Annotated in this window: 28 protein-coding genes and 1 riboswitch; of the genes, 17 read left to right on the plus strand and 11 right to left on the minus strand. The window is 59.7% G+C overall.

Features of this window, described 5'->3' with window-relative positions:
• Positions 1-152 precede the first annotated feature (152 nt).
• The 7 genes from FIV03_RS00935 to FIV03_RS00965 all read left to right on the plus strand — a co-directional run bounded on the left by FIV03_RS00935 (position 153) and on the right by FIV03_RS00965 (position 7,093).
• Entirely contained in the window at positions 153-1,643 is a 1,491-nt protein-coding gene (locus tag FIV03_RS00935) for a sigma-54 dependent transcriptional regulator (protein WP_152508362.1), read from the plus strand.
• 181 nt (positions 1,644-1,824) lie between these two features.
• Positions 1,825-2,391: a hypothetical protein gene (locus tag FIV03_RS00940; RefSeq protein WP_152508363.1), complete on the plus strand. Its 567-nt coding sequence runs from the start codon at positions 1,825-1,827 to the stop codon at positions 2,389-2,391.
• Positions 2,392-2,669: 278 nt separating this feature from the next.
• Entirely contained in the window at positions 2,670-2,957 is a 288-nt protein-coding gene (gene groES, locus FIV03_RS00945) for a co-chaperone GroES (RefSeq protein WP_006935644.1), read from the plus strand.
• 54 nt (positions 2,958-3,011) lie between these two features.
• Complete coding sequence (gene groL / locus FIV03_RS00950; RefSeq protein ID WP_031269757.1) at positions 3,012-4,652, plus strand: chaperonin GroEL; 1,641 nt, start codon at positions 3,012-3,014, stop codon at positions 4,650-4,652.
• Between the two features lie 516 nt (positions 4,653-5,168).
• The gene (locus FIV03_RS00955) at positions 5,169-5,906 is read left to right on the plus strand and encodes an isocitrate lyase/phosphoenolpyruvate mutase family protein (protein WP_286202244.1); all 738 of its coding nucleotides are present in this window, start codon (positions 5,169-5,171) and stop codon (positions 5,904-5,906) included.
• A gap of 205 nt (positions 5,907-6,111) precedes the next feature.
• Positions 6,112-6,786, plus strand: a complete 675-nt coding sequence (locus FIV03_RS00960; protein ID WP_152508365.1) for a YceI family protein — start codon at positions 6,112-6,114, stop codon at positions 6,784-6,786.
• A gap of 103 nt (positions 6,787-6,889) precedes the next feature.
• Positions 6,890-7,093, plus strand: a complete 204-nt coding sequence (locus FIV03_RS00965) for a hypothetical protein (RefSeq protein WP_152508366.1) — start codon at positions 6,890-6,892, stop codon at positions 7,091-7,093.
• 16 nt (positions 7,094-7,109) lie between these two features.
• Here the strand turns inward: FIV03_RS00965 and FIV03_RS00970 are convergent, their stop codons facing one another.
• A complete protein-coding gene (locus FIV03_RS00970) occupies positions 7,110-7,814 on the minus strand; it encodes a glutathione S-transferase N-terminal domain-containing protein (RefSeq protein ID WP_152508367.1) in 705 nt (234 codons plus the stop codon).
• A gap of 200 nt (positions 7,815-8,014) precedes the next feature.
• Between FIV03_RS00970 and FIV03_RS00975 the strand changes: the two genes are divergently transcribed.
• The 4 genes from FIV03_RS00975 (at position 8,015) to FIV03_RS00990 (ending at position 11,364) form a co-directional block, all read left to right on the plus strand.
• Positions 8,015-8,227, plus strand: a complete 213-nt coding sequence (locus FIV03_RS00975; RefSeq protein ID WP_023002075.1) for a SlyX family protein — start codon at positions 8,015-8,017, stop codon at positions 8,225-8,227.
• A 142-nt stretch (positions 8,228-8,369) separates the two neighbouring features.
• Positions 8,370-9,383: an efflux RND transporter periplasmic adaptor subunit gene (locus FIV03_RS00980; protein ID WP_152508368.1), complete on the plus strand. Its 1,014-nt coding sequence runs from the start codon at positions 8,370-8,372 to the stop codon at positions 9,381-9,383.
• Positions 9,380-10,618 (plus strand): ABC transporter permease, encoded by a 1,239-nt coding sequence (locus FIV03_RS00985; RefSeq protein ID WP_062490308.1) that lies wholly within the window; start codon positions 9,380-9,382, stop codon positions 10,616-10,618. Before FIV03_RS00980 ends, FIV03_RS00985 begins: the two co-directional genes overlap by 4 nt.
• Positions 10,615-11,364, plus strand: coding sequence for an ABC transporter ATP-binding protein (locus FIV03_RS00990; RefSeq protein WP_055657743.1), 750 nt, complete (start codon positions 10,615-10,617; stop codon positions 11,362-11,364). The genes FIV03_RS00985 and FIV03_RS00990 overlap by 4 nt, the downstream gene beginning before the upstream one ends.
• A gap of 42 nt (positions 11,365-11,406) precedes the next feature.
• On the opposite strand, the gene FIV03_RS00995 is transcribed toward FIV03_RS00990, so the two are convergent.
• A complete protein-coding gene (locus FIV03_RS00995; protein ID WP_173013740.1) occupies positions 11,407-12,096 on the minus strand; it encodes a YoaK family protein in 690 nt (229 codons plus the stop codon).
• A gap of 97 nt (positions 12,097-12,193) precedes the next feature.
• A riboswitch (SAM-I-IV-variant riboswitch) is annotated at positions 12,194-12,318 on the plus strand.
• Between the two features lie 41 nt (positions 12,319-12,359).
• On the opposite strand from FIV03_RS00995, the gene FIV03_RS01000 reads away from it, so the two are divergent.
• Positions 12,360-12,659, plus strand: a complete 300-nt coding sequence (locus FIV03_RS01000) for a hypothetical protein (protein WP_139314296.1) — start codon at positions 12,360-12,362, stop codon at positions 12,657-12,659.
• A gap of 215 nt (positions 12,660-12,874) precedes the next feature.
• Here FIV03_RS01000 and FIV03_RS01005 read toward each other — a convergent pair whose 3' ends face one another.
• The 3 genes from FIV03_RS01005 to FIV03_RS01015 all read right to left on the minus strand — a co-directional run bounded on the left by FIV03_RS01005 (position 12,875) and on the right by FIV03_RS01015 (position 14,200).
• Entirely contained in the window at positions 12,875-13,219 is a 345-nt protein-coding gene (locus FIV03_RS01005; protein ID WP_051990218.1) for an acyl-CoA thioesterase, read from the minus strand.
• Between the two features lie 265 nt (positions 13,220-13,484).
• Complete coding sequence (locus tag FIV03_RS01010) at positions 13,485-13,706, minus strand: hypothetical protein (protein WP_031269763.1); 222 nt, start codon at positions 13,704-13,706, stop codon at positions 13,485-13,487.
• Positions 13,697-14,200 (minus strand): group III truncated hemoglobin, encoded by a 504-nt coding sequence (locus FIV03_RS01015; protein ID WP_209009823.1) that lies wholly within the window; start codon positions 14,198-14,200, stop codon positions 13,697-13,699. The genes FIV03_RS01010 and FIV03_RS01015 overlap by 10 nt, the downstream gene beginning before the upstream one ends.
• A 97-nt stretch (positions 14,201-14,297) precedes the next feature.
• Here FIV03_RS01015 and FIV03_RS01020 point away from each other — a divergent pair, with 97 nt between their 5' ends.
• Complete coding sequence (locus tag FIV03_RS01020) at positions 14,298-14,729, plus strand: Rrf2 family transcriptional regulator (protein WP_075284384.1); 432 nt, start codon at positions 14,298-14,300, stop codon at positions 14,727-14,729.
• Positions 14,730-14,785: 56 nt separating this feature from the next.
• Here the strand turns inward: FIV03_RS01020 and FIV03_RS01025 are convergent, their stop codons facing one another.
• The 4 genes from FIV03_RS01025 to FIV03_RS01040 all read right to left on the minus strand — a co-directional run bounded on the left by FIV03_RS01025 (position 14,786) and on the right by FIV03_RS01040 (position 19,310).
• Complete coding sequence (locus FIV03_RS01025; RefSeq protein WP_023002086.1) at positions 14,786-15,475, minus strand: Crp/Fnr family transcriptional regulator; 690 nt, start codon at positions 15,473-15,475, stop codon at positions 14,786-14,788.
• Positions 15,476-15,758: 283 nt separating this feature from the next.
• Positions 15,759-16,556: a ChbG/HpnK family deacetylase gene (locus FIV03_RS01030; protein WP_062490320.1), complete on the minus strand. Its 798-nt coding sequence runs from the start codon at positions 16,554-16,556 to the stop codon at positions 15,759-15,761.
• 108 nt (positions 16,557-16,664) lie between these two features.
• On the minus strand, positions 16,665-18,164 hold the full coding sequence (locus FIV03_RS01035) for a glycosyltransferase family 39 protein (RefSeq protein WP_209009824.1): 1,500 nt from the start codon (positions 18,162-18,164) through the stop codon (positions 16,665-16,667).
• Between the two features lie 9 nt (positions 18,165-18,173).
• The gene (locus FIV03_RS01040) at positions 18,174-19,310 is read right to left on the minus strand and encodes a glycosyltransferase family 2 protein (RefSeq protein WP_152511775.1); all 1,137 of its coding nucleotides are present in this window, start codon (positions 19,308-19,310) and stop codon (positions 18,174-18,176) included.
• A gap of 473 nt (positions 19,311-19,783) precedes the next feature.
• Here FIV03_RS01040 and hisS point away from each other — a divergent pair, with 473 nt between their 5' ends.
• The 3 genes from hisS to hisG are packed head-to-tail and all read left to right on the plus strand — an operon-like array spanning position 19,784 to position 23,372.
• Positions 19,784-21,250, plus strand: a complete 1,467-nt coding sequence (hisS, locus tag FIV03_RS01045) for a histidine--tRNA ligase (protein ID WP_152508370.1) — start codon at positions 19,784-19,786, stop codon at positions 21,248-21,250.
• Between the two features lie 2 nt (positions 21,251-21,252).
• Positions 21,253-22,407 (plus strand): ATP phosphoribosyltransferase regulatory subunit, encoded by a 1,155-nt coding sequence (locus FIV03_RS01050; protein ID WP_152508371.1) that lies wholly within the window; start codon positions 21,253-21,255, stop codon positions 22,405-22,407.
• Positions 22,404-23,372, plus strand: a complete 969-nt coding sequence (hisG, locus tag FIV03_RS01055) for an ATP phosphoribosyltransferase (RefSeq protein ID WP_152508372.1) — start codon at positions 22,404-22,406, stop codon at positions 23,370-23,372. The genes FIV03_RS01050 and hisG overlap by 4 nt, the downstream gene beginning before the upstream one ends.
• Before the next feature lie 152 nt (positions 23,373-23,524).
• Here the strand turns inward: hisG and FIV03_RS01060 are convergent, their stop codons facing one another.
• A complete protein-coding gene (locus FIV03_RS01060; RefSeq protein WP_152508373.1) occupies positions 23,525-24,205 on the minus strand; it encodes a DNA-3-methyladenine glycosylase I in 681 nt (226 codons plus the stop codon).
• Positions 24,206-24,349: 144 nt separating this feature from the next.
• Positions 24,350-25,099 carry a protein phosphatase CheZ gene (locus tag FIV03_RS01065; protein WP_055657724.1) on the minus strand — a complete coding sequence of 250 codons (750 nt, stop codon included), beginning with the start codon at positions 25,097-25,099 and terminating at the stop codon, positions 24,350-24,352.
• Positions 25,100-25,361: 262 nt separating this feature from the next.
• On the opposite strand from FIV03_RS01065, the gene FIV03_RS01070 reads away from it, so the two are divergent.
• The gene (locus tag FIV03_RS01070; RefSeq protein WP_209009825.1) at positions 25,362-26,078 is read left to right on the plus strand and encodes a DUF2927 domain-containing protein; all 717 of its coding nucleotides are present in this window, start codon (positions 25,362-25,364) and stop codon (positions 26,076-26,078) included.
• Positions 26,079-26,129 lie beyond the last annotated feature (51 nt).

Here is a 26,129-nt window from a genome sequence, read left to right on the forward strand (position 1 = left end):
CTCACTTCGGCCCTTTTCTGTGCCGAAAGCGAAGATCGACTGCAATTTGCGTCTTCTGACAACGCTTTGTTTACCCTGTTCGGAGAATTATCAAATTGACGAATCTTTCGATATTCGAATGACCCGTATCCAGCGATGGGAGTTACCCAGCAATGGGGAGTAAAGAGGGCAAAGAGCTGCCTGTTATAGTACGCGTACTTGACGCAACGGCCTCCGAGGCTGCCCGCACCTCTGCGGTCTGCGCCAAGCTGTCTCATGCCTGTACGGACCCCATCCTGTACACGGAATCCTCGTCCTGCCTGCAGGATCTTGCAGACAAGACCACCGACATTCTGATCATTGATCTGGAAACCATCGGTGGCGACGAAGCCCTGGAAGCTTATGCGGTCCGCTGTCCCAAGGCAGTCATCATCGCGGTTTCGGCCAAGGGGTCTGTCTCGCGGGCCGTCAGCGCGATGCGCGCCGGGGCCCATGACTTCCTGACCAAACCCTTCTCGCTCGATGCGCTTGCGTCCAAGATTTCCTTCCAGCTGAAACAAAGAAGGCCCGTTCAACCGGTCGCTCCCGCAGCACCGCAGAATGTTCAGCCTGTTGTTTCAATGCCGGAGCTATCCGCACCTCCGCTTCGCGCCGCACACATCAGAACCGAAAGCTCCGGAACGAACCGCCTGGTGGGCACCTCCGCCCAGATGCGCGACATCCACGACCAGATCGGTCGCATGGCGCCGTCGCAGGCCCCGGTCTTCATCACCGGGGAGTCCGGAACGGGCAAGGAGCTGTGCGCTGCTGCGGTTCACGAATTATCCGAGCGCCGGTCCAACCGTTTCGTCACCTTGAATTGCGCTGCCATTCCGCGGGACCTCATTGAAAGCGAGATCTTCGGATATGTGCGCGGCGCCTTTACCGGAGCTGCAGACAACCGTGCGGGCGCGGCCGAACAGGCCGATGGCGGCACGCTGTTCCTGGACGAGATCGGCGAGATGGACCTTCTCCTGCAGAGCAAGCTGTTGCGCTTCCTGCAGACGGGAACGTTCCAGCGCCTCGGCGACACACATACCCGCAAGGTGGACGCGCGCATCATCTGCGCCACAAACCGGAACCCGGTTCAGGAAATATCCGCCGGCCGCTTCCGCGAAGACCTTTACTACCGGCTGCACGTGCTGCCGATCCACATGCCGCCTCTCAGAGAGCGCCGCGACGATATCCTGCCGCTCGCCGAAACCTTCCTTGAACGCTATTCGGCGGAAGAGCGGCGCGGTTTCAGAGGATTTGATGCGGACGCGGAAGCGCGGATCATTTCCTATCCCTGGCCGGGCAACGTCCGCCAGCTTGAGAACACCATCCGGCAGATCGTTGTCATGAATGACGGTGCCGCTGTCACCTACGACATGCTGCCGCTGATCATTCGCGACCAGAGCAGCCGGCCGGGCACCTTGATCGACCTCTCCCGCGAGCGATCTCGCGTGGCGCCGCCAAGCCGGCCGTTCGGAACCATCGAGCCGCTTTGGGCTCAGGAGCGGCGTATCATCGAAGACGCTCTTGATGCCTTTGACGGCAACATCGCCATGGCGGCAGCGGCCCTCGAGATCAGCCCTTCCACCATCTACCGCAAGCGCCAGTCCTGGACAGCCCGCAGCATGTAAATGCCCGGACCTGCGACACGTTAACCGCAATCGGGTTTTCTACTTTCGCGGATAACGAGTAGAGTACAGCTAAATCCGGCGTTTACCGCGCCGCACACATTGCCTTGTTTAATCGGACAAGTCGGTTTATATCGGCAAAATCGCTGAAAACGACAAGATTTAAAGGCGTGCGGGGATATAGATGATGCTGGTGGGAAAATGTGCTTTTCGGCAGACGCTGTCTGCTGTTCTGATTGCAACCGGACTGTCTGCGGGGCAACTGTCCGCGCAGGCTCAATCCCCCGCCAGCCCTCCAGAAGCTTTCCAGAACGCCCTTGATGCCTATGACCTGGCATGGGCGGCTGCCGGTCTTTCCTTCACGGCTGCAACCTTCGCTTCCAGCCCGAGCACCGGATATGGCGCATATACACCGCGCGCTGATGCGACGTTTGCCGATGGTGAAGCGCTGTCTGTCTACGCGGAACCGGTCGGTTACGGCTTTCAGGAAACCGAAGGCGGTTATGCCTATGAGCTGACCGCGGACTACAGACTGCTGACCAAATCCGGCCAGGTTCTGGCCGAACAGGAGAACTTCGCGACCTTTTCCGGCAGCGGCCGGTCCAAGCAGCGTGAGCTTTCCGCGGCCCTCACCTTTCAGTTCAGCGGCCTGCCGGCTGGCGACTACCAGCTGGAAACGAGCTTCACCGACGAAATCGGCGGCAAAACGAACGCCTTTACACTGCCTTTCAGTGTTTCCGGCGCGAATTGAACCGGGCCCGCTGACGCAGTAGCAGCGACGCCATAATTCCGCCTCCCCGGTCTGTTGACTACCCCATAGGCGCAACGCGACCGATTGCGATTAAATTCTCGTCACAAAGCATTGACAAGCTGAGCACAGCTACATAAATCCATGGCGCTGTTAGCACTCGCTGTTAAGGAGTGCTAATTGGTGACGGGAGGCAATTTCCTTCCGTGCAACGCAACCCAATGTTCATGTCTCGCGCGCTGCCTATTGCGTGGGGCGCGCTCATGAGAGGAAACAGTGTTATGGCATTTCGTCCACTGCACGACCGTGTCGTCGTTCGCCGCGTAGATTCTGAAGCAAAGACTGCTGGCGGCATCATCATTCCGGACACCGCTAAGGAAAAGCCGCAGGAAGGCGAAATCATCGCCATCGGCACCGGCGCCCGCAAGGACAACGGCGAGATCGTTCCGCTCGACGTCAAGGCTGGTGACCGCGTTCTGTTCGGCAAGTGGTCCGGCACCGAAGTCAAGATCGACGGTGAAGACCTCCTGATCATGAAGGAATCCGACATCATGGGCGTGATCGCGTAACCAGCCGCGAACCGCTTCTGATTTCAACCTGTTCCAAAAGAGTGAGACGATCACATGTCTGCTAAAGAAGTAAAATTCTCCTCCGACGCACGCGAGCGCATGCTGCGTGGTGTCGACACCCTCGCAAACGCCGTCAAGGTGACCCTCGGCCCGAAAGGCCGTAACGTCGTTCTCGACAAGGCTTTCGGCGCACCGCGCATCACCAAGGACGGTGTGTCTGTTGCCAAGGAAATCGAACTGGAAGACAAGTTCGAAAACATGGGCGCCCAGATGGTGCGCGAAGTGGCTTCCAAGACCAACGACATCGCTGGCGACGGCACCACCACCGCGACCGTTCTGGCTCAGGCCATCGTCAAGGAAGGCGCCAAGGCTGTTGCAGCCGGCATGAACCCGATGGACCTGAAGCGCGGCGTTGATCTTGCTGCTGCTGAAGCCGTCAAGGCTCTGACCGCTGCTTCCAAGACCATCACCACCTCTGGTGAAGTTGCACAGGTCGGCACGATCTCCGCTAACGGCGACGAGCAGGTCGGCAAGGACATTGCCGAAGCCATGCAGAAAGTCGGCAACGAAGGCGTGATCACCGTCGAGGAAGCAAAGTCCCTCGAAACCGAACTCGAAGTCGTTGAAGGCATGCAGTTCGACCGCGGCTACCTGTCTCCTTACTTCGTCACCAATGCTGACAAGATGATGGCTGACCTGGAAAAGCCGTACATCCTGCTGCACGAGAAGAAGCTTTCCAACCTGCAGGCCATGCTGCCGATCCTGGAAGCTGTTGTTCAGTCTTCCCGTCCGCTGCTGATCATTGCTGAAGACGTTGAAGGCGAAGCACTTGCTACCCTCGTCGTCAACAAGCTGCGTGGCGGCCTGAAGATTGCTGCTGTCAAGGCTCCGGGCTTCGGCGACCGCCGCAAGGCCATGCTGGAAGACATCGCGATCCTGACCGGCGGCACCGTTATCTCCGAAGATCTCGGCATCAAGCTGGAAAACGTGACCCTCGACATGCTCGGCACCGCCGAGAAGGTGTCCATCACCAAGGAAAACACCACCATCGTTGACGGTGCTGGCTCCAAGGACGACATCAACGGCCGCGTTTCCCAGATCAAGGCTCAGATCGAAGAAACCACTTCCGATTACGATCGTGAGAAGCTCCAGGAGCGTCTTGCAAAGCTCGCAGGCGGCGTTGCCGTTATCCGCGTTGGCGGTGCGACCGAAATCGAAGTGAAAGAGAAAAAAGACCGCGTCGACGACGCTCTGAACGCAACCCGCGCTGCCGTTGAAGAAGGCATCGTCCCGGGTGGCGGTACCGCTCTGCTGCGCGCCAAGAAGGCAGTCGAAGGCCTGGCCTCCGACAACGCCGACATCGCAGCTGGTATCAAGATCGTCCTGCGCGCTCTGGAAGCTCCGATCCGTCAGATCGCTGAAAACGCTGGTGTCGAAGGCTCCATCGTTGTTGGCAAGATCCAGGAAAACGACGATCCGTCCTTCGGCTTCAACGCTCAGACCGAACAGTTCGTCAACATGATCGAAGCTGGCATCATCGACCCGACCAAGGTTGTCCGTACTGCTCTGCAGGACGCAGCTTCCGTCGCTGGTCTGCTGATCACCACCGAAGCCATGGTTGCTGAACTGCCGAAGAAAGACGCTCCGGCAATGCCGGGTGGCGACATGGGCGGTATGGGCGGCATGGGCTTCTAAGAAGCCCAAAGCTCACAAGCTTTACAGAAAGGGCGGTCTTCGGACCGCCCTTTTTTCTTGGCCGCCCATCATCTCATTCTTGTGCCGCCTTGCGGCACGGGAGGCGGCATGGGCTTCCAAGAAGCCCAAAGCTCACAAGCTTTGCAGAAAGGGCGGTCTTCGGACCGCCCTTTTTTCTTGGCCGCCCATCATCTCATGCTTGTGCCGCCTCGCGGCACGGGAGGCGGCATGGGCTTCCAAGAAGCCCAAAGCTCACAAGCTTTGCAGAAAGGGCGGTCTTCGGACCGCCCTTTTTTCTTGGCCACCCATCATCTCGCGCTTGTGCCACCTTGCGGCACGGGAGGCGGCAGTGGTTTCGAGAAAACTGAACAGCAACTCAACCAACGGAAGCGCTTGCCCTTCTTGCCACCTCTGTGTTTTCATATCGGTACAAGCTAGCCCTGCTCTTCGCGCATCCTTCAAATGTCCAGCCCAGCCAATGTCTTTCGAGAACTGCACGAGACCAGGTGCTTTATCGTGCCCAACCCGTGGGATGCCGTATCCGCCAGGCTGTTGGCGCACTGCGGCTTCAAGGCTCTGGCCACCACGTCGTCGGGATATGCCTTTACGACAGGCCGGCGCGATAGTTCCCGGCAAATTTCCAGGCAGGAAGCGATCGACCACGCATCGGCATTGTCCCGTGCAACTGGCCTTCCCGTCACCCTGGACGGCGAAGACTGTTTTGCAGACACACCGGAAGGCGTCGCGGAGACGGTCACACGTGCCGCGAAAGCCGGGCTTGCCGGCATCTCGATAGAAGACCGCGACACGTCAAATCCCGGTCGTATAAGACCATATTCCGAAGCTCTCGAGCGCGTTCAGGCCGCTGTCTTGGAGGTCCGGAAGTCCGGGATCGTCCTGACGGCTCGCGCCGATGGTCTCGGCAAGAGAGCCTATGACCTCGATGAGGTTCTTCGCCGTCTGTCCGCTTTTGCCGAAGCAGGGGCAGACGTCGTCTACGCCCCGGGCCTACCTGATCTTGAAGCCATACGGACGGTCTGCGCATCGGTACCTGCTCCGGTCAACCATGTCATCGGGCAAGGTGCAACGGGTCTGTCCTTCGAACAACTCGCAGACGCTGGCGTGCGGCGGATCAGTCTTGGCGGATCATTTACCCGTGTGGCCCTCGGTGCGATCAATACACTGGGTCAAACCATCGCCGCGGGAGATTTTACCAGCCTTGATGCTGCTCCCGCATGGTCAAGGCTTTGTTAGATGCCAAAGCCCAACACCCGCCTCGCCCGGCGACAGATCAGGGTCGCAAGATTGACAACATACCAACTGGTCGGTATCTTTTGATTGCCTGATGGACGAGCGGCAAAACCACTGGCTATGGCCACAGGTAAATCAGCCACGGCTGCACCTGAAATCGGCCTGAACACACCGCTGTTTCCAACTACCGGTCAATAGAGGAACCACTATGCCACTGTCCCCGGGACTTCGTTTTCTGTCTGTACTTTGCGGTGTCGCAGCGGTGCTGTTGCCATCACTTGCTGCAAATGCAGGTGACGCCGCGACGGCTCTACCGGCAGGCAGTTACAAGATCGACAAATTCCATTCGACGCTCATATTCCGGGCAAATCACCTCGGCTTTTCGTACTACAGCGCGTCCTTTGCTGACTTTGACGCCGCGCTGGAACTCGATCCCGCTGATCCGGCCAACGCCAGCCTGAGCGTCGACATAAACGTCGCATCCCTGCATCTGACCGCAACGCCACCTGATGGCTTTCGCGACATGCTGCTTGGCCCGGACTGGCTGAATGCAGGAGATCACCCGAAGATCACCTATCGCTCGACCAGCATTGAACTGACCGGCGCTGAAACTGCCGTCGTGACAGGCGACCTGACATTCAGGGGTGAAACGCGGCCAGTTGAGCTCGACGTGCGTTTCAACGGCGGTTATCCGGGCCTGGCGGTTTACGACCCACAGGCTCGGATCGGATTTTCCGCAACAGGTACGCTGAGAAGGTCCGATTTCGGCATGTCCTACGGACTTCCGCCAGAAGGCTCCAACCTCGGGGTGGGGGATGATGTTGAGTTCGTTATCGAAACGGAGTTCAGCGGCCCACCACTGAAAGAGGCTGAAGCGCAGTAGTCCGGTCAGCATCCGGTCCTCATGCGTGACCGTCTTACACGGTTTTCGGAACCTTAGCCGCCTCTGACGGTTTTCTTCCAAGAACTGAACCATGGAGGGACCGATGGCACAGAGTATGCGACAGGCTGCGGCAGACCAGTATGAGAATGCCGATCAACTCAACAGGACGATCGCTCAGGAAGCCCAGACCGATCAGGAACTGGAATCCCAGGTTCCCCCGGTTTCCAGATACGGCACCATCTGGCGGGTCGCAGCGGTGATCATCCTGCTGCTGGCTTTGCTGACTTCGGTCGTCTTCCTGGCCTGATCGACACCGTTTCACGTTAGTCGCGCGAAGGAATGTTGACCGCCTTCTGACTAGCCGGACGGCTCATGCAGGTGTCGACCCAGCGAACCACATTGGTATGGGATGCGAAGTCGGTCACCTCGCCGGCCTCGTAGAATCCGTTGAGATTTCGCGCCCAGGGCCAGCAGGCCATATCTGCAATGGTATAGTCGCTCCCCATGATGAAATCGCGCCCATCCAGCTGCCGATCCAGAACGCCAAGCAGGCGTTTCGTCTCGTCCCGGTATCGCTCGAAGGGCCGACGGTCTTCATAGTCCCGGCCCGCGAACTTGTGGAAGAAGCCCAACTGACCCGCCATCGGGCCAAATCCACCCATCTGCCACATCAGCCACTGCAGCGTTTCGGCGCGCCTTGCCGGCTCCTGCGGCAGGAACTTGCCCGACTTTTCCGCCAGATAAATCAGGATCGCGCCGGATTCCCACAAAGGCAGCGGCTCGCCGCCTGGGCCGTGCGGATCGATGATTGCCGGGATCTTGTTGTTCGGATTGAGCGACAGGAATTCCGGGCTCAACTGGTCATTGCTGCCGAAATCGACCACATGCGGCTCATATGGCAGGCCCGTTTCTTCCAGCATCGCCGAAACCTTGATGCCGTTGGGCGTCGGCAGCGAATAGAGCTGAATACGGTCAGCGTGTTTGGCAGGCCATTTGCGGGAGATCTCGAAGTCAGACAGATCGATCATGGAGCCCTCTTTAGGGATTGCAGGTCCCGACCCCTGTCAGGATTACGCATAGATATAGCGCAGCTTCGCCCGGCGCAAACTCACAGTCCGCCGACAATGAGAGTTGGTGTTTCGCCGCCGCCGCAATATACCTGCCTCGACAGACATCGGGCGGGTGCCGAAAGAAGCCACATAGCCCCAGGACGACGCAGGAGACACCAATGGCGGACGACAAAGAAGCCCGAATCGAGAAGCTCGAGATCGATCTCGCTCATGCGCTCAACACCATTGATGAACTGAATACGGTCGTCTTCGATCAGGGACGCCAGCTTGACAGGCTCAACCGGCTCGTCACCAACATGACGGACCAGGTCACGGAACTGATGGAGAACGTTCTGCCCGGCCACCAGATTGAAAAGCCGCCGCATTACTGATCTTCGACGAGGGCGTCACCTGATCGCGCTCTTGAGGCACACGTCCGGCCAGCCTTTGCGCGCAGGCATCCTCGTTTGATCCAGGCCATGGCGTTCCTCGCTCGAAACGTTATTGTGGCGGCAGATCCGGCAAGGGTGTGCCATGCGCTTTTTGAAACTTTTGATATTTGTACTGCTGATCGCGGGAGCCGTCGCGGGCTCACTTTGGTGGTTCAAGAAACCGCCGGAAGTGCAGACCGTGATGCCGACGACCGGGCGGGCGGCCGAAGTGGTCTATGCCACCGCAGTCGTCGAACCAGTCCGATGGGCGAAGGTTACCAGCATCATCCGTGAGCGGATCGTCTCGCTGTGCGGCTGCGAGGGTGACCAGGTCCAGAAAGGCGACCAGCTGGCGGAACTGGACAGCGGCGATGCCCGTGCGACACTTGCCGAACTGGAAGCCCGCCAGGAGCTGGCGCAATCCGACAAGGAACGTGCGCTGCAACTGCTGGAGCGCCGCGTCGTCAGCCAGCAGGTTTACGACAAGGCCCAGAACGAACTGATCCGCATCAACGCCATTACGGCGGCCCAGAAGGAACGGCTGCGCGACTATGTCATCGTGGCCCCCATGGACGGCATGGTTCTGAGGGCGGACGGGTCGGTGGGGGAAGTTGCCGAACCCGGTGAAATTCTCTTCTGGATCGGTCAGCCGTCCCCCCTTCAACTGGTGGCGGAAGTCAACGAGGAGGATATTCCCAAGGTCGCCAAGGGTCACAAGGCGCTGATCCGTGCAGATGCCTTTCCGGGAAAGGAACTGACGGCCGAAGTTGCCAGCATCACTCCGAAAGGCGATCCGGTGCTGAAGAACTACCGGGTCTATCTCGATCTCCCGGAAGACACCCCGCTGCGCATCGGCATGACAGCCGAGATCAATATCGTCACCTCGGAGAAGGACGACGCGTTGCTGCTGCCGACCGCGGCCTTCGACGGCTCGAAACTGCTGACGCTGGATGGGGATAACAAAATCGTTCTGCTGGAGGTCGAAACCGGGATCAAGGGCACCCGCGCCACGGAAGTGCTGAAGGGGATCACCGGAGATAACCGGGTCGTCTTTCCCTATAACCCGGATCTGGCAGAAGGACAGAAGGTCAGGCCGGTTCCCGGAGACGGCACATAATGCTTCTCCTGCGCATCGCCTCCACCCACATTCGCAACCGCTTGCGCCAGACCATCGTCTCAACGCTTGGCGTCGCACTCGGTGTCGGATTTTCGGTGGCGATGGCGAGCCTCATGGAAGGGTCTCAGCGGGATTTTACCGCAACACTGATCGACGCCATTCCCCATGTGGAGATCCTGGACGAGCAACGCGCACCGGCGGAACAACCGGCCAGTGCGGTCTATGACGCTGTCACCTATCATGGTCTCAGGCCGAAGGAAGACCTTCGCGGCATCCGCAACCCGACCGAAGCGCTTGCCTCGCTGCGCGACTGGGTGAACGGATCGATGGCGCAGCGCCTGAGCGGCCAGGCGGTGCTGCGCTATGCCGGACAGGACATCGGCATGACCCTGGTTGGTGTGGAACCCAAGCGCGAACTGACCGTCTCCAAGATCGGCGAGGATATGCGCCAGGGCTCCTTCGAGGACCTAGACACGACGTCAAATGGCCTCGTTGTCGGCGACAAGGCCGCGGAACGGCTGGGGGCGGACCTGGGCGATACCGTGACCCTGACATCCGCAAACGGTGTCGCCAAGCGCTTCAAGATCGTCGGCCTGTTCCACAGCGGCATCACCACCAGCGACGAAGGGCTTGCCTATGCGCCGTTGAAAGCCGTGCAGATCCTTCTGGAAAAACCGGACGTCATCAATTCGATCGCAATCCACCTAAATTCCATCGCCGAAGCCAACGCGGTTGCCGCACGGGCCGAGCGGCAGCTCGGCTACAAGGCGGTTTCCTGGGAAGAGGCCAACGAGGGGCTGATGGAGGCCTTCTTCGTACGCAACGTGATCATGTACACGGTTGTCGGGGCCATTCTGGTGGTAGCCGGCTTCGGCATCTTCAACATCGTCTCGACGATCGTGCACGAAAAGGCGCGTGATATCGCGATCCTGAAGTCACTGGGATTTCCGGAAGTCGATATTCAGCAGATCTTCGTGCTTGAAGGGCTGGTGATCGGTATCCTGGGCGCTATTGCAGGTTCGGCGCTCGGCTTCGGACTGTCGAGCTATCTCGCGTCGGTCAAATTCGAATTTACCCAGGACGTGGAGATGACCCACCTGCCGATCTATTTTTCCGCCCTGCACTACATCATAGCCTGCCTGTTGGCGCTGTTTTCATCCGGGATCGCCGGCTACATTCCCGCCAGGAAAGCCGCCCGGCTCAATCCTGTCGACATTATCCGAGGGGCGACATGACCCCTTCCCCGGAAAAACAGACGGCTCCCGGCCACGTTCTGCTGGAAGCGAGCAACCTCACCCGCATCCTGCCGGCCATCGTGCCGGTGACACTGGTACAGGATGTCAGCTTTCAGGTTGGCGAGGCGGAGTTCGTTGCCATTACCGGTCCGTCCGGTTCCGGGAAATCGTCGCTTCTGTATCTGCTTGGCCTTCTGGACAGGCCGACGTCCGGCGAGGTCCGGATAGACGGCCTTCCCACCCATGCGCTGACATCTGCCGAAATGGCGCATCTTCGCCTGGAAAAACTCGGCTTCGTCTTCCAGTTTCATTTCCTGCTGCCGGAATTTACCGCGCTGGAAAACGTGATGATCCCGATGCAGCGGCTCGGCAAACGCAGTCCCAAGGCCCAACTCGACCATGCGACGGAGCTACTGGCGGCGCTGGGTCTGGAAGAGTTTCTTCACCGCCGCCCGGAGCAATTGTCCGGCGGGCAGCGACAGCGCGTCGCTGTCGCCCGGGCACTTGCCAATTCACCGCAGTTGATCCTTGCTGATGAACCGACCGGCAGTCTCGACAGTGTATCGACGGAACAGGTGTTCGAAAGTCTTCAGGCCATTGTGAAGACCGAAAGGACCACCGTTGTCGCCGTTACCCATGATATCGATCTCGCCGACAGAATGGACCGGCGTATCCATCTGGTCGACGGCCGCATCGATTACGACCGGCACCACCAAAGGGAAGAAGCACCCGGCTTGGGCGCATAATTTTCGGCCTGAGTAGCTGGGCCTGAGTAGCTGGCACCGGTTTCAGGCGACTTGAGGCTCCTGCACCGGCTGGACTATTGCCAGCAACATCAAAAGCGCAACAGGTATCGCAAGCGCCCAGAACCCCATGACGGTCATCAGGAAACTCGCCAGAAGACCTCCGGCCGCGAAAGCCAGCAGGACGAAGGCCTGGTGACGGATCCGGGAGCGGCTGTCGGGCCGCGTTTCGGGATGCGTGAAATAGTCGGCGATGCCGAGCACAAGCTTCAGCGTATTGCCGGTCATGATGGTCGTGGGAACATGCCTGTTGAGCAGGGTCAGCATGATGACGTTCTGCAACGACATGGCCACGGTCGAAAACCCGACAGCCGTCAGAGTGACGGCAGACAACGGTCCTCCGGCTGACGGATCTCCAAGACCGGCGACGAACATGAAGCCCGCCACCAGCAAAGCTTCGAGCGCGAACAGATGCCGGACGGCAATCCTGTTTTTGCGCACCAGTGCAGTGACCGAAACGAACCAGAAGAGGGTCGAACCGAAGAAAACCGCGAGCACGAAAACCTTCAGAGCCGCGTTTTGCCCCTGGTGAAACACCTCCGTGCACAAGACGACAAGCGTTCCGGTAATGAATGCCGTGAAGGTGTGAAACAGGCCGAGAATGCAGACCACATCGATGAAGCAGGCACAAAAGGCGAGCAGGATCGGCACCAACGGCCGACTGTGATGCAACATGGATCGGTCCAATTGTGGAGCTCCCGAGCTAGTCCTTTGAGGAAGATGTGCCATGCACTGGCGGACTTGCCAAGCCGGATTGGACATGGCATAAGCGCGCCATCATCAAGAGAAGGGCTGGCGCCCTCGCCAACCTGCCATTCCGGGCAAGGTGGTTTCCGCAACAGGGATGCGGCTGGTCAGACCCTCAACCGAGGCTTTCCGGCAACTAAGCGGTTAATTTGCATGCGCCAGTCCTCCTCGGGCAACCGATGGAGGATTTTTTGTCTCAGGACCCTTTTGCCGGACGTGCGGCAGATCTGATCGAGAACCATGTGGCGGCGAGCTCCAAGCTTGCCGGAACGGATATCTGGTGCCAGGCCGCTGAAGACTGCGTGCTGGCGCGGATCAAATCCCTACGCATCCTGGGTGGCCTACCGCGGCACAAGGCGCCGCTGAGCCAGACCGCCCGCACCGAGCGTTTGAAAACACTGCTTCAACTGTGGGCGAACGGCTGCACATGCGCTGTCGATGAAGACCTCTTTGCCGATATTCTCAACCGGCACGGACCCGTCAGGCACTGACGGGAGTACCCCCGTGTGGTGCACAACGTCTGCACTCTGCCAATTTCTTTGATACAGGCGTGCTGCAACAACTCGCCCCATCCTGAGGAAGGCCGAAGGCCCGTATCGAGTGATGGGCCGCTTGCTCATCAGAATGCCGCCCATCCTTCGAGACAGCGCTGACGCGCTTCCTCAGGATGAGTTTAGGGAAACCAAATCGGATGAGATCGCGACGCTCAGTCCCGCTTGGGGACCGGGCGCGGCTTGCCGCCGTCATCGACGGCCACCATGGTGAAGACCGCTTCGGTCACCTTTTCCCGGTGGCCGTAGCGATGGCGCAGGGCCCAGGATTCAAGCTTGATTTCCATCGACGAATTGCCGACACGAAGGACTTCGGCATAAACGCACAGCACGTCGCCCACATGGACAGGCCGGATGAATTTCATCTTGTCGACCGCGATGGTCACGACACGTCCCTCGGCCCGTTGACCGGCTGCGATTCCGCCTGCCAGGTCCATCTGCGACAACACCCAGCCCCCGAAAATATCTCCCGAGGCATTGGTATCGGCAGGCATTGCCATGGTGCGCAATGTCAGATCGCCTGTCGGCTTTTCGTCGTACACGCCTGAGCCCCTCCGCTGATTCTCGCAAGAAGACTAGGTCATCACCTGCAAGAATAGAAGTGGTTGATCGGAGAGCCTCAGGAGGAACTGCGGATCAAGTCCACCGTCAAAGGACAAACATCAGGATTGCCATGATCCACAACGGCATGGGGGCGGCGACCCAGATCAGCAGGATCGGCAGGCCGCGATGCATGAGGTTGGAGGTATTCATTTCGGTTGCTTTCTAGCTGAAGGCCTGGATTTCAAGGACTGTCATCGCCGAAAGGGCGACGATACCGGTGATGAAGGCCAGTTTCGCGCTGCCGATGAGTGTGCGGCCGGCAACATCCAGTTTCGGCAGCGGCATGCCGCGCGAATCCAGATACATGGACAGAAGCATCAGCGAAAAGACGGTGAACCAGACGAACACCAGCACTTCCGCTATCAGGACAATCGTTACCAGCATGATCCACTCCATTCAGAGGGTTGCGATGTCAGTTCGGCAGGCGGATTGGCTCCGGGAGTTCCGAAGGTGGCCAGCCACAGGCTCTGCGCGATGCGTTCGGCAATGGCCACAATCTCGTCTGCGAGGTCGGGCACGAACAATTCACGGATCACGGGCCGGAAGACACTGAGCCATTCGCCATAATCCGTGCTTACCAGCTCCTTCTGCTTCAGGTGAGCCGGCACGGGCTTGCCCTTGTAGGCGCCGTTCTTCATCAGGACGGATTGCCAGAAGGCTTCCATTTTCGGCAGATGCTCTTCCCACCGGCCAGCCAGACGGTGCTCGAAGATGCCTCCGAGCCGTGGATGCTGGCGAATGCAGCCATAGAAGGTATGCACCATCACATGGATCGCCTGTTCATCGACCTTCTCGTAACGGCGGAGCCGGTCGCCCTGGTCCGGCGTTTCGCGTCTCTTCAGCTTGTATCTGTTGGTACTGGAGTTAGGGGCTTCCATAGCCGCCTCCATAACATTCATTTAAGATGCATCTTTTAAATGGCACAGCAACCCGCTAAAATCAACATATAAGATGAATGTTTAAAGAGACCCTGCCATGCGCCTCAGTCAGGCCAGCGATTTTGCCTTGAGAATTCTGATGGCGACCGGCCAATCCGACGACCCGCAAACCGTCGACAAGCTTTCGCGGCAGCTTGGCCTTGCCAAATCACATGTCATGAAAATCGTCGCTCATCTTGCCAAGGGTGGCTATCTGGAGACGACGCGCGGGCGTGGCGGCGGGATACGGCTGGCGAAAACACCGGACATGATCCGGCTGGGGGATGTCGTGCGGCTGATCGAGCCGGACCTTGGCGTCGTCGCCTGCCTGAAGCCCGAGCCCACAGTCTGCGCCTTCCTGCCCCGGTGTGCCCTGAAAGGCGCAATGGCGCGAGCCTCGGAAGCCTTTCTGGAAAGCCTCAATACCGAAACGCTGGCATCCATTCTGGCCGGAACACAGATGGCACTGCCAGTCGAAACCAGCGCCTGAGGCAACCCCGGCTGCAACAAGGCAGACCGGGACCATCCGTTTCGAGCCTGGTTTTCCTAGAGCGTCGAAGCCTTTTCCAGGAAGTCCATCTGCTCCAGGCAGTAGTAGCCGGAAATCCGGCTGATGGTGCCTGCCCTCTTCCAGTCGTTGAGGACACGGCTGACGTTTTCGCGCGCGGCACCTGCCATGTTGGCGATATCAGCCTGGCTGAGCTTGTAGTGGATCAGCAACCGGCCATCGTCGAGCGGCTTGCCGAAGGTTTCCGCCAACTGCAGCAGGGTCTGGGCGACCCTTCCCGGCAAGGGCAGGAACGAGCGTGCCGCCAGCACATCATTGGCATGCCGCAGCCGCTTGCCGACGATCGACAGCATATGCCGGTAGACGGCCGGGTTCTCGTCGGCAAACCGCTGGAAGGCGGCCTTGTCGATGAAGGCAAGCTGGGCTTCCTTAAGGGAGATGACCGTTGCCGACCGCGGACGGCCATCAAGCAGGGCCAGTTCGCCGACAAGATCGCCAGGGCCGAGCACTGCAAGCAGCTGCTCGTCGCCTTCAACGGACAAAAGCGATACCTTGAGCGAGCCCTCCAGAACCGCGTAACAGCCGTTTCCGGGATCGCCATTTTCGAAGAGAATGGTGCCAGCCGATATTTTCATCGGCCTTGCAAGGCGCGACAGGCCGACAGCCAGTTCCGGGTCAAGCCCTTCAAGCGAAAAGCTATTTTTTAAAAAATCCTTGATTTCAGCCACACCTTACCCCTGCCAAAAGCGCTGCTGCCCGCGAAATTACAAGATCAAACGCCATCTTGTGATGCCCATCACGTGCATTCCAGCAAAATAACCCTATATCTAAGGACATGGAAGCGGGGCCGCCCCTCCCCTCTTCCGGACCTCCACGAAAAACGGCCCTGTACCCCGCAGGGCCGTTTTTTCGTTTCACCACTTCGTCATGCCCACTGGCCAATCCGAATTCGCAAGTCCGAACCAAATCACACAAAGCCTGACTGCCAGCACCTTAAGCGAAAGTTCGGCGTCAGTTCAGAAAAACGTCCTTCTTCTCCAGCGTCTGAAAGAACCTCTGGCTGGAAAGAACCTCAAACTGGCATTCGCGTATTGCAATCTTCCGGCGCGGCTCGTCGCGCCGCAGGCGATCGTCAGAACGGCCGGGAATAGCAGCCACGAAACTGAGATCGCTCATGCCGTCAAAATGGTTATGCAAAAGAGCGTGCAGCGCTTCCTGATCCTCGGTCTCCGGCAAGGGATCCGCCTTGGGAAGCAGCTTCAGGCCGTGCGCCTTGGCAAGCCGTGCCAGACGGACAGCCTTGAGACCTGATTGCACCGGCGAAATCAGCAGTGGCGGTTCGGGATAATCGGCATGCTCGATCGCCTTCAGAACGATCCGCGCAAGGGACGTGCGCTCCAACAGACCTTCACGCACCGCCACGAAATCCGGCTGACGTTTCATCAACACGCTGTAGCGGGCAAGCTGAGCCTGGGCTTCCTCCTGCAGAATCTGGTCCGGCAGAAGCCGCAGCAAGGCACGGCGCTGCAGTTGTTCGCGCGTGAACATCCGGTCGCCATAGATCTCCTGCATGCGAGCGCTGACCGGCGAAACACGGTCACCGCTGAAGGCCAAGGTCACCCCGAAGAGTGCCCGTTTGCCGACCTTCTCCGCGGTTTCCTGCAGCGGACGGAATTCGCGTGGCCACAGCTCGGTGGCAACCATGGCCCCGAGAGCACTCAGACGCCCCCGCTCCACAAGTTCACGCAATGCGCGATCGACCCCGAAGGCAAGGCCGTAGTCCAACGCTCCAAGTGTAATTCGCTTCATGAAATTCCGCAGGCGGACCGGACAATGTGAATATTAAGCCACATCCCTGCGTCATTCAGCCAAGCAAATCAAGTCGGATGTTGGGTGGAGCCGACATCTCCTGCCGGTTCAATTTGGGTCAACCGGCTCGAACACCGGGCCGATACGCCCCTCAATCTTGTAGACGACAAGCTTTTCCAGCGGCACATCTTTAACCTTGCGCGTCAGCTCGACAACTTCCTCGACGTTGGCAAAGGACTGTCGCAGGTCGCCTTCCCGGTTCCGGCGCTTTTCAGCAACATAGAGCCCCGGCCCGTCGAACAGCGACATGTCAGGCGCAGGCTGCATGACATAGCGGATACGCTCGGTCAGCTGGAACACCGGCAGGTCGTCTTTCATCAGGAAATCGAGCTGGCCGTTGAGGCCGTAGCTGGTCGTTGCCACGAAGCCGGCCCCTTCCCTTTCTGCCAGTTCCTTCACTTCCCGTCCGATCTCCGGCCAACCGCGCAACTGGAAGGTCGGGTCCTTGCGGGCAAAGGTACCCGTCAGCGGCCAGACTGCGTGCAGTTGCACCACGACGGCAACTGCAAGGCCAAGGACGACACCTGCTTGCGCCAGACGCTGCCACAGGGCTGGGCTGGCAGGCCGGCTGGTGACAAAGACCGCCGCCATCATGGCAAAAGCCGGAAAAAGCGGCGCCGGCCAGTTGGCCTGCACGCGCGAATGCAAGGAGTGATACCCGAGATAGAGCAGGAACGGCAAAACGGTCAGGAGCAGGAGAGACGCTGCGTTTTCCCGCGCCCGAAGCCCCTTGAAGAGCCTGGCGGCACCAGCAAAGGCCAAAACAGCGATCAGCGGGTTCATCAGCCCGACCAGCGCGCCCAGGAACTCTGGAATGTATCTTGCCGTGTACCCACCGGTTCCAGCCCGGCCGAACTGCTTGTAGAAGCTGACCCATTCGTGGACGTGGTTCCAGTAAAGCACCGGCGAAAAGCAGAGCAGCGCGATCAGTCCGCCGGCCCAGAGTTGCCAGCAGCGCCACCAGCGGCGAGCATCCGGCACCCAGATCAGCCACAGGACGATGCCCGCACCCAGAAACAGGACCGAATATTTGGCAAGCAGGCCGCAACCGGCCATCAGTCCGACCACAAACCACCAGTTGGCGTTTCTGGACGTTGACAGTTCTGTCAGCGCCCACAGGCTGAGGCCCCAGAACAGCACTGACGGTGCGTCGGGCGTTGCCAGAATGCCGCCGATGCCCACCAGCAGGCTGGCGTTGAGGAACAGGACGGACCAGGCCGCGGCAGTGCGTCCGAACAAAAGGGAGGCTGTGCGCCACAGCGCCAGGGAACCGATCACGCCTGAGGCGATGACAAGGGCGCGAACCGCGAAGACCGTGTCACCGAACAGTGCCTGACCGATACCGATCCACCAGCCGATCATCGGCGGATGGTCGTAATAGCTGAGCGCCGGCGAAAGCCCCCAGAGGCGGTAATAGGCTTCGTCCTCGACAAAATGCGAGTGGCTGGCGGCAAAGATTTTCAACGCCGTCAACAGGCCGACAATCAGGATCAGGCCTGCGGGCCGCAGGTAGAAAGGCAAGGGTCCGGTCTGAGCTTCAGCGGTCACAACAGGCCTTTACGACTTGCGCCAGGTCAGGGCGGAGCTTGCCGCGTAATTCCAGACAGCGCCCATGATCGCACCTGCCGTACCTGCGAACCACCAGTAGGATGGATCGGCGTAGATCAGGTTGGCGACACCGACGTTGGCCAGCACGCCGACCGAACAGACCGCGTAGAAGGTCAGGAGGCCGACCAGCGCCCTCATGCCGTTCAAGCGGCGGTCGCGATAGGTCAGCTGGTTGTTGAGAAAGAAGTTCGAAGTCATTGCAACGAAGGACGCCGCCGTCTGGGCGAGGTTGAATTCCATGTCGCTCAGCAGGAACACGCGAAGCGCCGCCAGATGGACGAAGAGACCGCTTGCCCCCACGAGGCCGAACATCAGGAAACGGACCGAAACGATGTTGCCGAAATATTTCGCGAGCAGCAGACCGAAATAGTCGAGCGTGACCAGCGTATCCAGCTTGCTTTCGCCGTGCTGGCGCTCGCGGAAGGTGAACGGCAGTTCCCTGATCTTCAAGGTACCAGCCGCACTGGAGACCAGGTCGAGCAGGATCTTGAAGCCCTGGGGCGAGAGCTTCGGGGCGAGAGCTTCGGCCTTGTCCCGGCGGATCATGAAGAACCCGCTCATTGGATCCTTCAAGGTGACGTTCAGCAGCTTCTGAGCGAGGCCGTTGGCGAGGTTGGAGCCCCAGGCGCGAAAGGACGACAGGCCTTCGCCAATGGTGCCGCCATCGACCTTGCGGCTTGCGACGACCAGGTCCGTCTCGTCTGCCTTCAGGGCGGCCAGCATCTTCGGCAGCATGGTCTCGTCGTGCTGCAGGTCCGCATCCATGACGGCGACAAAGGGGGCGGAGGACGCCAGGATGCCCTCTATACAGGCCCCCGACAGGCCCCGGCGGCCAATACGGCGGATGACCCGGACGCGGGCATCGGTCCGGGCAATCTCGCGGGCAACCTCGGTGGTTCCATCGGGCGAATTGTCGTCGACGACGATCGCTTCCCAGGCGATCCCGGCGAGCGCCTCGTCCAGGAGGCCGATCAGGATTGGAATGTTCGCAGCTTCGTTGAAACTCGGCAGGATGACACTGAGCTCAGCGGCCTTTGGCCCTCTCAGAGCCTCGGCCCCAACTTCGCCGGCATTCCCGTCCGCCATGCGCACCGCACTGTCCATACTGAGCCCTGTCCGCCGGTCCCGTGCCTTCCTTGCAGCACCGGGACGGCCCTTTTCACCCGATCCGCGCGGACCATAGCCCGGCAGAGATTAAATACAAGAAAAGACAATGGATGCCCGCACTGCCCGGCCGATTTACCGGCCCAATGTGCTTCACCTGTCTTTCGCAGCTGCACTTCCACTGTTCCTGAAGCGCCCTTTTACCGCGAACTGTGATGCAAACAAGGCACGGACTGCAGAATTGCTTCCCTGTCGCTGGTCCCGCACGACATTCATTGGTTCGCGGCCAGAACCGCCGGCTTTCCTCCAGCTGCGATCGAACGAACCGGCAGGATGCTGCACCGCCTTGCCCTTGCGCCTTGTTTCGTCTACGACAGCCGCAACATCAGACAGCCGGATGCGAGAGGTTTCCTTGGGCGCGTCCGGCCGGGAACTCGCCAGGATTCAAGACCTTTATGGCCAAAAAACCGAACAAGCTGAAAGCCCGCCTGCCGCGCGGCTTCGTTGACCGCTCTGCCGAGGACATCCGCGCCACCGACGAGATGCTGGCGAAGATCCGCGCTGTCTATGAGCGTTACGGTTTCGATCCCGTTGAAACCCCTGCCTTTGAATATACCGATTGCCTCGGCAAGTTCCTGCCGGACACCGACCGGCCCAATGCCGGCGTCTTTTCCGTACAGGACGAAGACGAGCAGTGGATGAGCCTGCGCTACGACCTGACCGCACCGCTGGCCCGCCATGTTTCGGAAAACATCAACGAGATCCAGCTGCCCTATCGCACCTACCGCGCCGGCTGGGTGTTCCGGAACGAAAAGCCCGGGCCGGGCCGCTTCCGCCAGTTCATGCAGTTTGACGCCGATACCGTCGGCGCACCCGGTGTCCAGGCGGATGCCGAAATGTGCATGATGATGTCCGACACGATGGAAGCGCTCGGCATCGCGCGCGGGCAGTATGTAATCCGCGTCAACAACCGAAAGGTCCTGGACGGCGTGCTGGAAAGCATCGGCCTAGGCGGTGAAGAGCACGAAGAGCGCCGGCTGACGGTGTTGCGCGCCATCGACAAGCTCGACAAGTTCGGGATTGAAGGCGTTCGTCTGCTGTTGGGCGACGGCCGCAAGGACGAGAGCGGCGACTTCACCAAGGGTGCAGAACTCGACCCGGCTGCCATCGACAGCATCGTTGCCTTCGTCTCCGGAACGGGCACGCTTGAGAATGAAGGCATCACCGAGCTCAACACCATGGCGGAAATCTTCTCGGCCTGTGGTTATGGCGAAGACCGGATCAAGATCGACCCGTCCGTCGTGCGCGGCCTGGAATATTACACCGGCACCGTTTTCGAAGCCGAACTCCTGTTCGACGTGACCAACGAGAAGGGCGAAGTCGTCCAGTTCGGGTCTGTCGGCGGTGGTGGCCGTTATGACGGGCTGGTCAAGCGCTTCACCGGACGTGACGTGCCCGCGACGGGCTTTTCCATCGGTGTTTCCCGCCTGATGACAGCACTGAAGAACCTCGGCAAACTCGGCACGTCCGACGTTGTCGCGCCGGTGCTGGTCACCGTGATGGACGGCGACGTTGCCGCGCTCGGACGCTACCAGAAGATGGTGCAGGACCTGCGCGAGGCCGGTATCCGCGCAGAGATGTACCAGGGAAACTGGAAGAAGTTCGGTAACCAGCTGAAATATGCCGACCGGCGTAACTGCCCGATCGCCATAATCCAGGGTTCTGACGAGCGGGAAGCCGGCGAAATCCAGGTCAAGGACCTGATCGAGGGCAAACGGCTTTCCGAAGAGATAACCGACAACATTACCTGGCGTGAAAGCCGTCCGGCGCAGGTCACCGTCAAGGAGACGGAACTCCTTGCGACCGTGCGCGGCATCCTGGACGGGCAGGCGGAAGACCGCCAGCGCCAGAACGAGGGCTGATCATGAGTGGGGCGGCACAGGTGACCGGACTGGCTCCGGAGAAGATCGAAACGGTTCTTGGCCTCTTCAAGGCCGCAGGCCATGACGAGGTCAGCCCGCCGATCCTGCAACCGGCGGACGTCTTCCTGGATCTCACCGGCGAGGACATCCGACGCCGGCTCTATCTGACCAGCGGTACCGACGGGCTTGATCTGTGCCTGCGCCCCGACTTCACCATTCCGGTTTGCCGTCATCACCTGGCGCAGGAAGCCGTCAAGCTTCCGGCCGCCTATTGCTACAACGGCCCGGTGTTCCGCCAGCGGCCGGATGGCCTGGGCGAAATCCCGCAGCTCGGCGCGGAAAGCCTCGGCCGTACGGACACGGCCGAAGCGGATGCGGACCTGCTTGCGCTTTCCGTCAAGGCGCTGGAGGAATTCGGCCTGTCGGACATCGTCATCCGAATTGGCGACGAGACCCTGTTTGCCGCCGTGCTGGAAGGGCTTGACCTGCCGACCGTCTGGCGCCGCCGGCTGCGTGATCTCTTTGGCGAGACCGACCGTCTGACCGCCGCGATCACCCGTATGGCCGGAGCCTCCTCCTCCGACGATGACAGCCGCGACGTCCGCCTCGGCTTCCTGTCTGCGCTGGAAGGGGCCGATCCGGAGGCGGCCCATGCGGTCGTCGAGGATCTTTTGTCGATTGCCGGAATTTCCGCCGTCGGCGGACGCACGCCCAGCGAAATCGCAGACAGGTTCCTGGAACAGGCCGCCCTTGCCAGCGGTGCCCGCGGCCATGACAAGGCGGCGGAAACACTTTCCGCCTATCTGGCCCTGAAGGCGGACGGCGCCAGCGCCGCCGGAATGCTGCGCGATTTCTCCCGCGATTTCGGCCTTGGCCTGGATACGCCCATCGCCGCCTTCGAACAGCGCCTTGCGGCCCTCGAAGCCAAGGGCATCGATCCCGCCCGGCTGACATTCGCAGCCGAGTTCGGCCGGCGTCTTGATTATTATTCCGGCTTTGTCTTCGAGATCCATGCAGTCAATCCACACGTGGAAGGACCGCTGGTCGGTGGCGGGCGCTACGACAAGCTGGTGACCCTTCTTGGGGCCGAAGACGACGTACCGGCCATCGGCTTTTCCATGTGGCTCGACCGGATTGCAGCGAGTGTTAGGTCATGAGCAAACTGATTATCGCCATTCCCTCCAAGGGCCGTCTGCAGGAAAACACGCACGAGTTCTTCGGCCGCGCAGGCCTGAAGGTGGTGCAGCCCGGCGGCGCGCGGAACTATCGCGGCGCCATCAAGGGTCTGCCGAACGTCGAGATCGCGTTTCTGTCGGCTTCCGAAATCGCACGGGAACTTTCCGACGGCACGGTCCATTTCGGGATTACGGGTCTGGATCTGGTGCATGAAAACATCGCCAATCCGGAAAGCACCGTTCACATCGTCACGCCGCTCGGCTTTGGTCCGGCGGATGTGGTGGTTGCCGTGCCGAAAGCCTGGATCGACGTTGAAACGATGGCGGATCTTTCCGATGTCGCTTCCGATTTCCGCAATCGCCATGGCCGCCGTCTGCGTGTTGCGACCAAATACGTCAATCTCACGCGCTCGTTCTTCGCCGGTCACGGCATCGCCGACTACCGCATCGTGGAAAGCGCGGGGGCGACCGAAGGTGCACCGGCAGCCGGATCCGCTGAACTCATCGTGGACATCACCACGACTGGCTCGACGCTGCAGGCCAACAACCTGAAAATCCTTTCAGATGGTGTGATGCTGAAAAGCCAGGCCAATCTGGTGGCCTCCCTCAACGCCGACTGGTCCACCACCGCCCTTGGTGCTGCCCGGGCGATCCTCGACCGCGTGGCCGCGGAAGAAGCAGCCCGCAACGTCAAGCTGGTCAAGGCCGTGGTTGCCGACCGCACACAGGCCCTTCGATCTGTCAGCAAGGTTGGCGCTCTTCAGCGTTTTTCCGAAGTCGACGACCTGCACCACGTCAGCGTCTTGTGCCCCAGGGATGCGGTTGCCGACTGTGCCCAGCTGTTGATCGAAGAAGGCGCGGAAACGGTTACCGTCGAAACGCTCGACTATGTGTTCTCCAAGGAAAACCGCCTGTTTTCGCCGCTGAAGGCCAAGGTGAACGGGTAAGCACACAGCAGCGTTTCCGAGCCGCCTGATATGATCGCGGACGTTGCTTGCGGACGTTGTTTTTTCGGCTTCGCCGAATACCCCCTTCCCTAACCCTTCCCCACAAGGGGGAAGGGAATCCAGCGGAGCAACTCGTCAAGACCCGGTCACCTTCAGCGCCTCACAGGACGCTTGAATGCCGTGCGTGCGGCTTCAACGCTTTCCCGGCAGCAGCAGCCTTCCAGGTGGTCGTTGACCATGCCCATGGATTGCATGAAGGCATAGACGGTGGTCGGACCGACAAAGCTCCAGCCGCGTTTCTTTAGATCCTTGGAGAGCTCGGTGCTTTCGGCCGTCTTGCCCAGGGTCTTTGCCGTGGCGAAGTCCAGCTTCTCAGGCCGGTTTTCCGGTTTCGGTTCGAACGACCAGAAGTAGGCGGCGAGCGTGCCGAACTCCTGCCTCAGCTCCAGTGCTCGCCGGGCGTTGTTGATGGTGGATTCGATCTTGCGGCGGTGACGGACAATGCCGCTGTTCTGCAGACAGCGTTCAACATCCGCCTCGGTAAACTCTGCCACCCGTTCAAATTCGAAATTGGCGAAAGCCGCCCGGAAAGCGTCGCGCTTGCGCAGGATGGTCAGCCAGGACAGGCCCGACTGGAACCCTTCCAGGCAGATTTTCTCAAAAAGGCGCCTGTCCTCGTCAACCGGCCAGCCCCACTCCGTATCGTGATAGCGCTGGTAGTCCTCCAGACCGCCATGCCACCAGCAGCGGTTCCTGTCGTCCTCGCCCAGCAGCAGACCTGTTACCGGATCGCGTTCCGTTTTTGCCGTTTCCGCCGGTTTCTGCTCTGCCATACGCCACCTTGATATTCACTGTTTGTTCCCATCTTGGTACCCTCCCCGATACCTTGAAGCAACCCGAAATGCGAGCCCGGCTTCAAAAACAAAAAACCCGGCCAGGCCGGCCGGGTTTCGAATTTTAAATGCTAGAGACTTTTCTCAGGCAAACAGGGCGTCGATATCGTCCTGGGTCGCCACATCGACATCGCTTTCCAGCGCGGGACCGTTGAGAAGGGCAGCGTCGCCTTCCTTCAGTTCGCGCTGTTCGACTTCGATATCCTTGAAGGTTTCGATGCCACCCCAGATATCCATCATCTGCATGATGCGATCTTCGACGAACCGCAGCGTCGATACCACCTTGGTGATGCGCTGGCCGGTCAGGTCCTGGAAGTTACAGGCTTCGAAGATCTGGATGACCTTGTCCTGGATATCGTTCGCCAGTTCGGCGTCTTCCTTGCCAAGTCGCGCGGACAGCGTGTTGGCGGTCTCGTCGATGAACTCGGCAGACGCCAGGATCGTTTCGGTCGCCCCTTCCGTTCCGATCACCACGGCGTCAAGCTCGTTGGTGACCCGGGTCATCTCCTCGCCCTTGGAACCGGTGGTGTGATGCAGCGTCGCGATCTCGCGCTTTGTCTGGGCGATTGCCTCGTAAATGGCGTCGAGTTCAACCTTCAGCTTGGCGGCCTCGGACAATTCCTTGCGGAATTCGGCCATGAACTTTGCGCTCATGGCTTCCGGATCAAGCGGTGCCTGTTGGTCAGGTCCACTTTTCAGCATGGATTTGAGGCTGGCGATCTCTGCCAGGACTTCCTGGTGACGACGTTCTTCGGCATAGGCGGGGTTCTCGTTCGCCCCGGAATTCATGCGTATCAAGCTTTCCGCTCGAAAGGATCTTTTCACCGCGGCCATGCCTACTCCCGTTCCCCGCCCCTGCAGGCTTTCTTAAATCGCAATACCGCCCCTTATAGCGCGGGAAGTTTAAAGAATTGTTTTTTCAATGCTTGGCGCGCCTTACGGCATAATTTGGTGTTTGGTAACGGTTTCTTGGCTTTCCTCGCGGCGGCGCTTTGGTTATCCTCGCGCAGATTGACAACGAACTGCTGCGCGCATGATCAGGCATGATCCTCAGGCCAATGTGGCTGCAAACGGTGCTTTGACCTAGATGAATTTCATGCGCATCCTGTTGACCTGCCTGCTCTTTCTTACGGGCTCCGTCACGCTGAGTTCCCCTTCGGCCGCAAACGATTCCTTTTCAACGGAAGAGCTGCTGGAAGGGTTCGAGAAGACCGTATTCGGGCTTGAGTACCGCAGCTGGAGCTGGCGTCCCTATCTGGTCAAGAAGTTCACCACCCCGGTCCTGTTCTACGTCCATAACCTGTCCGCGCGCGACAGGACACAGACGGTCTATCGCTTCATAAAGGAAATCGACAACCGCATCGGTGGATTGACGACCGGTGTTACGAACGATCCGGCCAAGGCGAATTTCGAGATCTATGTGGTCGACCGGGCTCAGTATGAACCGGTGGTGAAAAAGGACATCTACAAGAACGAACATGCCCGGGTTCCTGGCCGGTGTCTTGTACGTGTCGTTTCCGGCCGCAAGGGCATCAAGCGCTCGGCGGCAGTCATCGTTTCCGACGAAGGCGAATTTCTTTTCAAGCGCTGTCTTGTCGAAGAACTTCTGCAGGGGCTGGGGCCGATGAACGACGACGAGCAGCTCACCCATTCCGTGTTTAACGATTCCTCGCGCCACAGCCGCTTTACGGTGTTCGACCAGATCATTTTGAACATGCTTTACGATCCGCGTATCAAACCGGGCATGTCGATGCAGCAGACCCGGCCGATCCTGCCACTGGTAGCGCGCGATGCCAGAAGGCGCGTGCGTTAACCAAGGAATCGCGGAAAGCTTTGTCTTTTCAAACCACGTTCAAAGGTTAAT

The sequence above is a fragment of the Labrenzia sp. THAF187b genome, from assembly GCF_009363375.1.
Classification (GTDB): Bacteria; Pseudomonadota; Alphaproteobacteria; order Rhizobiales; family Stappiaceae; genus Roseibium; species Roseibium algicola.